Below are 11539 nucleotides of genomic sequence, written 5' to 3'. Positions count from 1 at the left end.
TACTTGGCTCTTCTTGGTCGTTGAACCAACTACCGGAGACCTCGTCGGTTATCGATCACCGCCACGCCGCAAGTTTCAAAGATCCTTTTGAAACGCGGCCTAGAGGGTGCCGCCGAAGCCGACGGGCCTGGACTCGTCCTCGCCGATCTCGACGAAGCCGAGGGAGGCGACGGGCACCAGCACGCGCCTGCCCTTGGTGTCGGTGAGGGTGAACACGCCACGATCGACGGCGAGTGAGTTGCGGATCTCCTCTTCGACCTGCTCGGCCGAGAGGTCGGTCTCGACGACGAGCTCGCGGTGCACGGATCGTACGCCGATCTTGACTTCCATCATGCTCCCTTTCGTGCCTGTGGACGCGGCGGCTACGGAGCTTCCGCTGGACGGCCGGACATACCCCATGGTCGTCGCTGGGGATGGGGAAAAGGTCGTTGATCGCCCCGAGCGAACGCTGTTATGCCGTACGCGGAAAACCGCTGATGCCGCGCCAGGCGAGCCGGGCCATGAGCTGCTCGGCCGCGTCCTTGGGGATGGAGCCGTGGGTGGTGACCCAGTAGCGGGCGCTCACCTCGGCCATGCCCACCAGGCCCACGCCCAGCAGGTGGGCCTCGTCGCTGGCGCAGCCGGTGTCCTCCTGGATCACCGCGCTGACCATCTCGGCGCACTCGCTGAGGGACCGCTCCACCCGCTGGCGGACGGGGGCCACGTTGCGCAGGTCTGACTCGAAGACCAGGCGGAAGGCCTCACCCTGGGTGGAGACGAAGTCGAAGAACGCGCTGAACGTCGCCTGAACCCGCAGTTTGTTCTCGTTGGTGGAGGCGAGCGCCTCGCGGCAGCGGTTGACCATGTCGTCGACGTGCAGGTCGAGCAGGGCCAGGTAGAGCTCCAGCTTGCCGGGGAAGTGCTGGTAGAGCACGGGCTTGCTGACCCCGGCCCGGTCGGCGATCTCGTCCATGGCGGCCGCGTGGTAGCCGTTCTCGACGAACACTTCCTGAGCGGCGCTGAGCAACTGCCGTCGGCGGGCGAGTCGGGGCAGCCGGGTGCCCCGGGGCTTGGCGTCCGGGGTAGCGGTCACGCGGGTCTCCAAGAGGTATGGCGGCGGGCCGGATGACATCCTACGTGCGCGACCTCAGCGATAGTCGTCATCGTCGAGCTCTACGACCCGCTCCTGGTCCGCCGCGTCGGCGGGGTCGGCCTCCAGCGGGAGAGACCAGTGCGGCTCGTCGCCCGCGTCGGCCTCACGACGCTGCTCGGCGACGTCGGCCTCCGGCGCCTCCACGGACAGCCCACTCTCGTCGAAGGGGCCGTCGTCCCCGCGTACGTCCATCTCCGACATGTGAAGTCCCCTTCCAAGGTGTGGACGGCACCAGCCTACGCCTGGCCGAAAAGATCACCGTGTTCTTCCACTCTGGCGAGTACGTCCGGCGCGGTGAAGATCAGATCGTCGGGGTGCTCACAGCTCTCGACCTCCTTCCACAGCAGCGGGGTGGACACCGTGGGGTGGTGCCGGGCCCGCAGTGAGTAGGGGGCGACGGTGGTCTTGGCCGGGTTGTTCTGGCTCCAGTCGATGAGCACCTTGCCGGGACGGGCCTTCTTGGCCATCACGCTGACGACCTGCTCGGGGTGCTCCTTCTCCAGCAACTGGGCGAGCCGCTTGGCGTACACCGACGCCTCCTCGCGGCCGTCCCACGCGGCGTACAGTTGCATGCCCTTGTTGCCGCTCGTCTTCGGCCGGGCGGTGAGCCCGTCGGCGCGCAGCACCTCGCGCAGCGTGACGGCGACGCGGCAGCACTCCACGACGGTGGCGGGAGCGCCCGGATCGAGGTCGAACACCAGCGTGTCGGGCGGCAGCGCCTCGCCGTCGGCGGAGACCCGCCACTGCGGCACGTGCAGCTCCAGGGCCGCCAGGTTGGCGTAGTAGACGAGGGTCGGCAGGTCGTCGACGACGGCGTAGTCGATGGTCTCGCGGTTCTTGGTGCTGCCCACCGCCGGGAGCCTGACTCTCCTGACCCAGTCCGGGGTGTGCTCGGGGGCGTTCTTCTCGAAGAAGGAGGGGCCGTCGACGCCGTCGGGGTAGCGCTTGACGGTCAGCGGCCGGCCGGCGAGGTACGGCAGCAGCACCGGCGCCACGCGGCTGTAGTAGTCGATGACCTCGGCCTTGGCGAAGCCGGCGGCCGGGTAGAGCACCTTGTCGAGGTTGCTCAGCACGAGCTCGCGCCCGTCGACTCTGACCGGGACCTTCTTCCTCATCTGCCGGGTTCCGGACACTTCACAGGACGACCTCCGCGGGGAGCTGGTCGGGGCGGAGCCCGCGCCACACGGGATGGCGCAGTCTCAGCTCGTCGGTCCACATCGTGTAGGCCACCTCCCCGACGAGATCGGGTCTAACCCAGCGGTTGCGCCAGGGCACGTCGTTGGCGAACGGGCTGCGGGGGATCTCCAGCGGGCTCAGCGCGGCGTACAGCTCGTCGAGCGTGGCGTCGGTGAAGCCGGTGCCCACGTGACCGACGTACGTCAGCCCGTCGCCGGTGAACACACCGACGACGAGCGACCCGATGCCGCCCGACCTGCGGCCCTTGCCGGGTTTCCAGCCGCCGATCACGACCTCTCTGGTGCTCAGGTTCTTGACCTTGACCCACCAGGGGGAGCGCGTGCCCGACCGGTAGGGGGAGTCGAGCCGTTTGGCGACCACGCCTTCCAGTCCCTGCGTGAGCGTCGCCGCGAGCAGGTCGGAATCTCCCGGAAAGTACGGCGGCGCGCCGATGTCCAGCTCGTCGAGGAGGCTGCGCCGGTCGCGGTAGGGCAGTTCGAACAGTGCGGTGCCCTCAAGGTAGAGCAGGTCGAACGGCAGGTAGGTGATCGGGTACAGCTCCAGCATGGCCGGTTCGGGGTCCGTCAGGTGCATCCGCCGTTGCAGGCGCTCGAAGCTGGGCCTGCCCCGTCGGTCCAGGGCGACCAGCTCGCCGTCGAGGATGGCGTTCTTGACCCCGAACCCCGAAATTTCGGGGTAACGGCGCGTGTAGTCCACTCCGTGGCGGCCCGTCACCCGCAGCCCGTCGTCGAGATGGATGAGCGCCCGGATGCCGTCCCATTTGACCTCCAGGCCATACCTTTCCCGATCCGTGGGTAGTTGCCCAGGTACGGCCAGCATTGGTGCGATCGGGTATGGCATCGCTTGCCCCATGACGGGTATGTGCCCATTGGCGAGCTGCCCGCTACAGCTGAGGAGTGCACATGCGCAGCATCTGGAAGGGTGCGATCTCCTTCGGGCTGGTCACGATCCCGGTCAAGCTGTTCTCCGCGACCGAGCAGAAGGACGTCAGCTTCCATCAGGTGCACCGTGCGGACGGCGGCAGGATCCGCTACAAGCGCGTCTGCACCAAGGACGGCGAAGAGGTCCCCTACTCCGACATCGCGAAGGGCTACGAGCTGGCCACCGGCGAGATCGTGGTGCTCACCGACGAGGACTTCGAGGGCCTGCCGCTGAGCACCTCGCGCCGCATCGACGTGCTGCAGTTCGCGCCGGCCGATCAGATCGACCCGATCTACTTCGCCAAGTCCTACTACCTCGAACCCGACGCCCAGGGCGCGAAGCCGTACGTGCTGCTGCGGAACGCGCTGGAGAGCTCGGGGCAGGTCGCGGTCGTCAAGGTGGCGTTGCGCCAGCGCGAGTCGCTGGCCACGCTCCGGGTGCGCGACGGGGTGTTCGTGCTGGAGACCATGCTCTGGCCGGACGAGATCCGCCGGCCGGACTTCGAGTTCCTCGACGAGGACATCGAGGTGCGGCCGCAGGAGCTCAAGATGGCCGAGTCGCTCATCGCCACGATGGAGTCCGACTTCGACCCGGCCGCCTACCACGACTCCTACCGCGAGGCGCTGCAGGAGGTCATCGAGGCGAAGGTGGCGGGCAAGGAGGTCATGGCGCCCGCCGAGGCCGAGGAGGAGGGCGGTCCGGCCGTCGACCTCATGGCCGCGCTGCGGGCCAGCGTCGAGGCGGCCAAGCGAGAGCGTTCGGGCGAGCCCGCCAAGGCTGGAAAGGCGACCAAGGGAGCCAAGGGGGCGAAGGAGAAGGAGGCCGAGAAGGCCGCTCCCAAGCGGAAGGCTCGCAAATCGGCCTGAGACCCGCCCTGAGGACGCGTGCGGACCGTGCCCCAGCGGGGCACGGTCCCGTCTGTCCCGGCGGGGGCACGGTCCCGTCTGTCCCGGCGCCCGGAGCACCTGGCCGGTAATTCGGCCGGAAACGCAGAATGCGCCTCCGGCGATAATCCGCCGGAGGCGCATTCTTCTTTGACAACTGCTCCGTCGGTGAATTCCCTTGAACGGCCCGGTGATTTCTGAGGGCGCATTCTCGGGGACGGAGACCGGTGCGGCCCTTTTCCGAATGCCTGTGTCCGCGCAGTCCAATCGCGTTGCCTTAGCGAACGATTCTCCTGGAGAACACAGGCACTCGGCTTCGGGCCGGCACCTCAGGCGGGCCGGGATCCGGTCGCCTGCCCACACCTCTACTACCGGACGCTCCGACTGCGAGCGTCGCGAGCCTCAGCTACTGCTGGATGGGCGCCGCGGTGCCGTAGTAGTAGTACGGCGGGTAGTTGCGGTTGTCGTTGTCGTTGTCGTTGTCATTGTCGTTGTCGTTGTCGCCGCGGTTGAAGTTGCGCGCGCGGGCGTCAGCGTCGTTGTCGTTGTCGTTGTCGGTGTCAAGGTTGTTGTGGTTGAACACGTGCACCTTGACCTTGACCTTGTGACGCTTGTGGCCGCCGCGGTGGCGCCAGCCGCCCCAGCAGCTCCGACGCCAGCAGCCCGTGGTGAAGCTGGCGGTGGGCGTGGCGGTGGAGGCGGTGGTGCCGGCGGCAGCGCTCGACGCGGTGGTCAGCGCGCCCAGGCTGATGACTCCGCCGGTCATGGCCGTGCCGACCGCAAGCCCTGCGATGAGACTCTTGAACTTGGGCATTGAATTCCCCCCTAAAGGATCGGTTGCCCCGTTCACGATATTCTCCGGACTGATCGGAAAATATCGTGGATGACAGTTAATGCGCCATCCGACCGTTTTCATTTCCGGCGGACGAGCAATACAAACGGCCCTAGGGGTGTTTTACGATAGACTAACGCTCTCATTGCTAATGTTAACCTTTTATGAAATGAAATGGCATGATTTGTCCGTTTTCAAGGCGGCGGTCGGGCGCGGTGAATCCACCGCTCTCCCGCTCGCCTTATCTGCATAAGTCCCAATAAAGGTGGATTTGTCCGATATGAGATAGTGTGATAGTCCAAGGTGGCTGTCATCAGGGGAGCGAGGAGGACCGATGGCAACAGAGCCGATCCCGCACTGGCCAGGACGCATGGTGGGCTCGGTGCACGTCAGATCGACCCCCGAGGGCGCGCCGGAGCGGGCCGTGTTCGTGCACGGCCTGGCGGGGGCCGCCACCAACTGGACCGACCTGATGGACGAGCTCAAGGACGTCGTGACCGGTCACGCCATCGACCTGCCGGGCGCCGGCCACTCACCCGCGGCCGCCGACGGCGACTACAGCGTCGCGGGCCACGCCCGGGCCGTGATCGAGCTGATGGAGCACACCGGCCCCGCCCACCTGTTCGGCAACTCACTGGGCGGCGCGGTCTCCGTCAAGGTCGCCGCCGACCGCCCCGACCTGGTCCGCTCGCTGACGCTCGTCTCGCCCGCGCTGCCCGACCTGCTGCCGAGGTACGGCCCGTTCCGCGTGGCCGCCGCCGCGACGCCGTGGCTGGGGGAGTGGGTCACCGGAAAGCTCCGCCTGGTCTCCGCCGAGCAACGCGTCAACGCCAGCTTCGCGATGGTCTGGGCCAACGCGCGGGCGGTGCACCCCGATCGCCTGCGCGAGGCGATCGAGGAGCTGCGCCGGCGAGACGACCTGCCCTACGCCGCCGCGGCCATGCTCGGGTCGGCCCGGGGCATCGTGGCCGAGTACTTCCGCCGCGGCGCCGACAACCTGTGGAGCCACGCGGCCAGGGTCCAGGCGCCCACCCTGATCATCCACGGCAGGCATGACCGGCTGGTGCGGCCCGCCATGGCCGCCAAGGCCGGCCGTACGTTCCGGCAGGTCAGGCTGGTGCTGCTGCCGAGAGCCGGGCACGTGGCGATGATGGAGATGCCCGGCGTGGTGGCCTTCGAGGCGCGCCGTCTGATCGCTGAGACCCGATTGGGGAATGCCCCGCTGGCCAGCTAGGTTTCACACAGGGAGATAGGTCCCCCTGAAACGGGAGCGTAGAAGTGTCGTTGCCACCGCTGGTCGAGCCGGCCGCCGAGCTGACCGTTGACGAAGTGCGCCGCTACTCGCGGCACCTGATCATTCCCGACGTCGGGATGGCCGGGCAGAAGCGGCTGAAGAACGCCAAGGTGCTGTGCGTGGGCGCCGGCGGTCTCGGCTCGCCCGGGCTGCTCTACCTGGCGGCCGCGGGCGTCGGCACGCTCGGCGTCATCGACTTCGACGTCGTCGACGAGTCCAACCTGCAGCGCCAGGTCATCCACGGGCAGTCCGACGTGGGCCGGCCCAAGGCCGAGAGCGCCGCCGCGTCGGTCCGCGAGATCAACCCCCTGATCGACGTCGTGGTCCACAACACGGCGTTGACCACCGAGAACGTCATGGAGATCTTCTCCGGCTACGACCTCATCGTCGACGGCACCGACAACTTCGCCACGCGCTACATGGTGAACGACGCCGCGGTGCTGCTCGGCAAGCCGTACGTCTGGGGTTCGATCTACCGCTTCGACGGCCAGGCGAGCGTGTTCTGGGCCGAGCACGGCCCCTGCTACCGCTGCCTCTACCCCGAGCCCCCGCCTCCCGGCATGGTGCCGTCGTGCGCCGAGGGCGGCGTGCTCGGCGTGCTGTGCGCGTCGATCGGCTCCATCCAGGTCAACGAGGCCATCAAGCTGCTCACCGGCATCGGCGAGCCGCTGGTCGGGCGGCTGATGATCTATGACGCCCTGGAGATGAAGTACCGCGACCTCAAGGTCCGCAAGGACCCCGAGTGCGTGCTGTGCGGCAAGAACCCGACGGTCACCGAGCTGCTCGACGACTACGAGGCGTTCTGCGGGGCCATCTCCGACGAGGCCGCCGAGGCCGCCAGCGGCTCCACGATCACCGCTCTGGAGCTCAAGGCCATGCAGGACGACGGCGAGGACATCTTCCTCGTCGACGTCCGCGAGCCCAACGAGTACGAGATCGTCTCGATCCCGGGCGCCACGCTGATCCCCAAGGGCGAGTTCCTCAACGGCTCCGCCCTGGAGAGGCTGCCGCAGAACAAGCGGATCGTGCTCCACTGCAAGTCCGGCGCGCGGTCGGCCGAGGCGCTGGCCGTCGTCAAGAACGCCGGGTTCGCCGACGCAGTCCACGTCGGCGGTGGCGTGCTGAGCTGGGTCAAGACCGTCGACCCGAGCCTGCCGTCCTACTGAGTCCGATACGGTCCGGCGCCCGGTTTCCAAGGATGTCACCGGGTCGCCCGCATTAAGGTCGGTGCCGTGGACACCGCTCGCCCCTGGCCGCCCCTGGTAGTGGCCTCCGTGCTGACCATGGTCTGCGCGGTGGCCGCCGGGGTCGCCACGAGCGCGGCCGTCACCGAGCTGACCAGGGGCCCGACCGGAGCCGAGCTGCACGCCGCCGCCGAGCGGGAGGTGGCCGGGCGATGGCGCACCTGGGCGTCCGGGCGCGTCTTCCCGGCCACGCTGCCCTACTCCGCCGAGCAGGGCGGGCGCGAGCGGGCCAGCAGGATCGGCATCTCGCCGCAGGCGGCCTGCGCCGGCGCGGTCGACTCCAGGGCCGCCGCGGCGCTGCGCCGGGCCGGCTGCGAGGGAGTGCTCCGCGCCACCTACATCGACGCCCTGCGGGGCGTGCTCGTCACCGTGGGCGTCGTCGCCCTGCCCGACGAGCTGAGCGCCGCCCGCGCCAAGTCCGCCTTCCCCGAGGGCGGCGAACCCGTGCCCGGCCTGCTCCCGCTGGCCTTCAAGGGCACGCTCTCCGAGCGTTTCACCCCTTCCGTACGCCAGGCCGGCACCGTACGACAGGCCGGCCCCTACCTCGTGCTGACCACGGCCGGGCAGGTCGACGGGCGGCCCGCGCGGGCGGCGGGGGAGCAGCGCCCGGCCATCTTCGCCTTCGCGAGCGAGATCTCCGAGCGGGTCCTGGCCGACCTGAGCACGCCGCGGATGCCCGACTGCGGGGCGGCGCAGTGGCAGTGCTGAGGCGCGCGGCCGCGCTGGCGGTGGCCGGTGCGGTGCTGCTGGGCGGCGGCCCGGCCCTCGCCGACGACGTGCGCGCGGGGCAGCAACCGGTGCTCGACACGCTGGCGCTGCCCGAGGCCTGGCGGACCAGCAAGGGCGAGGGGGTCCTGGTGGCCGTGCTCGACTCCGGCGTCGACCCGCACCACCGCGACCTGGACGGCTCGGTGACCGTCGGCGAGGACTTCACCGAGGGCGCCAATCCGCCTGGGGTGGCGCCGCGCCGCCTGCACGGCACGTACATGGCCTCGCTGATCGCCGGGCACGGCCACGGTCCCGGCGGCAGGCGCGGCGTGATCGGCGTCGCGCCCAGGGCCGGGCTGCTGTCGGTCCGCGTGATCCTGGAGGACGAGGAGCCGGGGTTCCGGGACTTCAACTCCGCCGAGCGCTTCGAGGACGTGGTGGCCAGGGGCATCCGCTACGCGGTCGACCAGGGCGCCCACGTGATCAACATGTCGATCTCCAAGGAGCTGGCGACCAGGGAGGAGCGGTCCGCGATCCGCTACGCGATCTCCAAGGGGGTGGTGCTGGTGGCCGCCGCGGGCAATGACGGGGCCCGCCGCCCGGGCCACGCGGCGTCGGCCCCCTACTCCTATCCCGCGGCCTTCCCCGGGGTGGTGTCGGTGGGGGCGACGGACCGGCGGCTGCGGCGGGCGACGTTCTCCAACTGGAACTCGTCGGTGCTGGTGTCCGCTCCCGGGGTCGACATCATGGGGGCCGGGCCCGGTGACGAATACTGGGTGGGCAGGGGGACGTCGCAGGCCACGGCGCTGGTCTCCGGGGTTGCCGCCCTCATTAAGGCAAAATTTCCGGAAATGTCGCCCGCGCTCGTCGCGCAGGCCATGACCGCCAGCGCCACCGACCGCCCACCCGGCGGCTACGACACGGGCACCGGGTTCGGCGTGGTCAACGCGGCCAGGGCGCTGACCGAGGCGGCCCGGCTGGCCGGGCACACCGAGCGCGCGCGGGGCAGGCAGGCGCAGGATCCGTCGGCTCCGGTCGGCGGCGGCTCCGCGGGCCCGATCAGGGTCGTGGTCAGGGACCAGACCCGGGTCACGGTCTACGGCACGATCGCCGTGGCGGCCGGCACCGGGGCGCTGGCATCCTTGATGTTGATATATGTCCTGGTCAGGCGCGTACGCCGCGCCCAGGGTCCTCAAGACGCATGATCTGCGTATCTAGGGGGACGAAATAGACACGAGCCGAGCCTGGGAACGAGGCGGTGGTGAAGGCACGTAGGACCACCTCAGGGCTGCCACGCGGCACCGGAGCCACACCGGGACGGAGAAATCCACTCGGTGCGCCCGCGGGCCGCGGTTCGCGTGTGCGCGCCTGGCCTGCGGCCTCCTCCCGCCGCGGCGCGGCCGTCCGCGAACGCGCGGAGGCGGCGGCGCTCCAGCAGGGCGTCCGCTACCGCCGCTGGTTCGTGCTGCTGGTGGTGGCCGCGCTGGCCATGTCGGCGCTCGTCGTGCTGGTCGGCATCGCCGGTCTGGTCGCCGAGACCAGGTCGAGGCCGCTGACCGGGGCCGAGCAGAACCGCTACAAGCAGGAGGAGATCGCCCGGCGCTGGCAGACGTGGCCGGCGACGGGAGTCTTCCCCGAAGAGGTGAAGTACGTCGGGCTCGACCGGGCCCAGCAGTACGCCAGGCGCGTCGGCATCGCCCCCGAGACCGCGTGCCGCGACGCCGTGGACACCTCGGTGGGCGGCATCCTCGGCGACCACGGTTGCGTCACCATGCTCCGGGCCACCTACGTCGACCAGACGTCGACGTTCGTCTTCACGGTCGGGGTGGCCGTGCTGAAGGACGAGGACTCCAGGCTCTCGGCCACCGAGCAGCTCAGCCAGGACGACCGGGTCGGCGTGCTGCCCGTCGCCTTCCCCGGCACGGTGACCGAGCGCTTCGGCAACAGCCAGCGACAGCGCACCGGCTGGGTCGGCGCCGGGCCGTACATCGTCTTCTCCACCGGAGGCTACGCCGACGGGCGCACCCGGGCCGCCGTCCCACAGGAGGAGATCCTGCACAGCGAGCTCTGGCCGGCGGCCAAGTCGATCGGCAACCAGATCGCCTACTTCCTCGCGGATCCGCCCAAGGTCCCGCCGTGCACCCAGGGGAACGTGTGCTGACCGTCGTCGCGCGCGCGCTGACCGCCGTGACCTTCCTGCTGCCCGGGCCCGCGATCGACGAGCCCGTACGCGAGCGGCAGCAGTGGGTCCTCGACGCGCTCAACGTCGAGCAGGCGTGGACCGTCACCAAGGGCGCGGGCGTCACCGTGGCCGTGATCGACAGTGGCGTCGACGCCGAGGTCAGTGAGTTGCGTGGCCGGGTGACCCTCGGCCCCGACATGAGCTCGGCCTCCCTCGACCGCGAGGTGCGGCCCGGCAGGCACGGCACCGCCATGGCCGGGCTCGTGGCCGGCTCCGGCGCCGGCAAGGGGCTGGTCGGCGTCGCGCCCGAGTCGCGCATCCTGTCGTTGCCCGTGGCCGTGACCGAGGATCCGCCGGTCGACAGCCTCGACCCCCCGAGGGAGGAGGAGGGCGCGCCGGAGAGCCCGCTGGCCCGGGCCCTCCGCTACGCCGCCAACCACGGCGCCCAGGTCGTCACCATGTCCATCGGGACGTACGGACCGGTCAGGTCCGAGCGGGAGGCGGTCTCCTACGCGCTGAGCAAGGGCGTCGTCCTGGTCGCCGCCGTGGGCAACGACGGGCAGACCGGCTACGCCAAGGAGAAGGGCACCTCCTACTGGAGCTTCCCCGCCGGCTATCCCGGGGTCATCGGAGTGGCGGCCGTCGACAGACAGGGCCGGGGCGCCGCGTTCAGCAGCGACAACCTGTCCGTGCTCGTCGCGGCGCCCGGAGTGGACGTCCCGGTCGTCAGGCGCTCCGGCGGCTACGAGCTGGCCAAGGGCACCAGCCCGGCGGGCGCGCTGGTGGCGGGCGTCGCCGCGCTGATCAAGTCGCGCCACCCGGCCATGCCGCCCGAGCAGGTCGCGCAGGCGCTGATCGACGGCGCCCGGGGTCGTCCGGCGGCCGGATACGACGACAAGACCGGGTTCGGCGTGGTCGACGCGGGCGCGGCGCTCAATGCCGCCGCGAAGCTCGCCGGCGTCAGATCCGAGGTGGCCGTCCCCGGAAACCTGCACTTCGGAGTGGGTAAGGAGTCACCGCCGCTGTCACAGCCGGGCCCCGATCCCTGGCGGCTCTGGCTGTACGGCGGAGGTGTGCTGCTCGCGCTGGTGATCTTCTCCGGGGCCATCATCGTCCTCAATCAGCGCAAAGGTTGAAAGATCCGC

Annotated in this window: 13 protein-coding genes; 7 read left to right on the top strand and 6 right to left on the bottom strand. The window is 69.9% G+C overall.

What is annotated here, in order from left to right; translation table 11 throughout:
• Positions 1-99 precede the first annotated feature (99 nt).
• From IEY82_RS36035 to ligD (IEY82_RS36015), 5 genes are all read right to left on the bottom strand, one after another.
• A complete protein-coding gene (locus IEY82_RS36035; protein ID WP_263648873.1) occupies positions 100-333 on the bottom strand; it encodes a DUF3107 domain-containing protein in 234 nt (77 codons plus the stop codon).
• A 118-nt stretch (positions 334-451) separates the two neighbouring features.
• Positions 452-1072, bottom strand: coding sequence for a TetR/AcrR family transcriptional regulator (locus IEY82_RS36030; RefSeq protein ID WP_189128764.1), 621 nt, complete (start codon positions 1070-1072; stop codon positions 452-454).
• A gap of 54 nt (positions 1073-1126) precedes the next feature.
• On the bottom strand, positions 1127-1333 hold the full coding sequence (locus IEY82_RS36025) for a hypothetical protein (RefSeq protein WP_225264316.1): 207 nt from the start codon (positions 1331-1333) through the stop codon (positions 1127-1129).
• A 35-nt stretch (positions 1334-1368) separates the two neighbouring features.
• Complete coding sequence (gene ligD / locus IEY82_RS36020) at positions 1369-2247, bottom strand: non-homologous end-joining DNA ligase (protein ID WP_189128763.1); 879 nt, start codon at positions 2245-2247, stop codon at positions 1369-1371.
• Between the two features lie 19 nt (positions 2248-2266).
• The gene (gene ligD, locus IEY82_RS36015; RefSeq protein WP_225264314.1) at positions 2267-3148 is read right to left on the bottom strand and encodes a non-homologous end-joining DNA ligase; all 882 of its coding nucleotides are present in this window, start codon (positions 3146-3148) and stop codon (positions 2267-2269) included.
• An 83-nt stretch (positions 3149-3231) separates the two neighbouring features.
• Here ligD (IEY82_RS36015) and ku point away from each other — a divergent pair, with 83 nt between their 5' ends.
• Positions 3232-4116: a non-homologous end joining protein Ku gene (gene ku, locus IEY82_RS36010; RefSeq protein ID WP_189128761.1), complete on the top strand. Its 885-nt coding sequence runs from the start codon at positions 3232-3234 to the stop codon at positions 4114-4116.
• Positions 4117-4540: 424 nt separating this feature from the next.
• On the opposite strand, the gene IEY82_RS36005 is transcribed toward ku, so the two are convergent.
• Entirely contained in the window at positions 4541-4948 is a 408-nt protein-coding gene (locus IEY82_RS36005) for a hypothetical protein (RefSeq protein WP_189128760.1), read from the bottom strand.
• A 352-nt stretch (positions 4949-5300) separates the two neighbouring features.
• Here IEY82_RS36005 and IEY82_RS36000 point away from each other — a divergent pair, with 352 nt between their 5' ends.
• From IEY82_RS36000 to IEY82_RS35980, 6 genes are all read left to right on the top strand, one after another.
• Positions 5301-6200: an alpha/beta fold hydrolase gene (locus tag IEY82_RS36000; protein ID WP_189128759.1), complete on the top strand. Its 900-nt coding sequence runs from the start codon at positions 5301-5303 to the stop codon at positions 6198-6200.
• A 44-nt stretch (positions 6201-6244) separates the two neighbouring features.
• Positions 6245-7426: an adenylyltransferase/sulfurtransferase MoeZ gene (gene moeZ, locus IEY82_RS35995; protein WP_189128758.1), complete on the top strand. Its 1182-nt coding sequence runs from the start codon at positions 6245-6247 to the stop codon at positions 7424-7426.
• Between the two features lie 66 nt (positions 7427-7492).
• Positions 7493-8212, top strand: coding sequence for a hypothetical protein (locus IEY82_RS39650; RefSeq protein WP_225264312.1), 720 nt, complete (start codon positions 7493-7495; stop codon positions 8210-8212).
• Positions 8200-9417, top strand: coding sequence for a S8 family serine peptidase (locus tag IEY82_RS35990; protein WP_225264309.1), 1218 nt, complete (start codon positions 8200-8202; stop codon positions 9415-9417). Before IEY82_RS39650 ends, IEY82_RS35990 begins: the two co-directional genes overlap by 13 nt.
• A 155-nt stretch (positions 9418-9572) precedes the next feature.
• Positions 9573-10373 (top strand): hypothetical protein, encoded by an 801-nt coding sequence (locus IEY82_RS35985; protein ID WP_225264307.1) that lies wholly within the window; start codon positions 9573-9575, stop codon positions 10371-10373.
• On the top strand, positions 10367-11530 hold the full coding sequence (locus IEY82_RS35980) for a S8 family serine peptidase (RefSeq protein ID WP_189128756.1): 1164 nt from the start codon (positions 10367-10369) through the stop codon (positions 11528-11530). Before IEY82_RS35985 ends, IEY82_RS35980 begins: the two co-directional genes overlap by 7 nt.
• Positions 11531-11539: the final 9 nt, after the last annotated feature.

Source organism: Nonomuraea cavernae, assembly GCF_014646355.1.
In the GTDB taxonomy this organism is placed as follows: Bacteria; Actinomycetota; Actinomycetes; order Streptosporangiales; family Streptosporangiaceae; genus Nonomuraea; species Nonomuraea cavernae.
This window is presented reverse-complemented; position numbering and strand designations above follow the sequence as displayed.

What these genes read in the sequence shown, in the direction of transcription:
- IEY82_RS36035 (WP_263648873.1), bottom strand. Translation starts at nt 333, where the DNA reads ATGATGGAAGTCAAGATCGGCGTACGATCCGTGCACCGCGAGCTCGTC.
- IEY82_RS36025 (WP_225264316.1), bottom strand. Translation starts at nt 1,333, where the DNA reads ATGTCGGAGATGGACGTACGCGGGGACGACGGCCCCTTCGACGAGAGT.
- ligD (WP_189128763.1), bottom strand. Translation starts at nt 2,247, where the DNA reads ATGAGGAAGAAGGTCCCGGTCAGAGTCGACGGGCGCGAGCTCGTGCTG.
- ligD (WP_225264314.1), bottom strand. Translation starts at nt 3,148, where the DNA reads ATGCTGGCCGTACCTGGGCAACTACCCACGGATCGGGAAAGGTATGGC.
- ku (WP_189128761.1), top strand. Translation starts at nt 3,232, where the DNA reads ATGCGCAGCATCTGGAAGGGTGCGATCTCCTTCGGGCTGGTCACGATC.
- IEY82_RS36005 (WP_189128760.1), bottom strand. Translation starts at nt 4,948, where the DNA reads ATGCCCAAGTTCAAGAGTCTCATCGCAGGGCTTGCGGTCGGCACGGCC.
- IEY82_RS36000 (WP_189128759.1), top strand. Translation starts at nt 5,301, where the DNA reads ATGGCAACAGAGCCGATCCCGCACTGGCCAGGACGCATGGTGGGCTCG.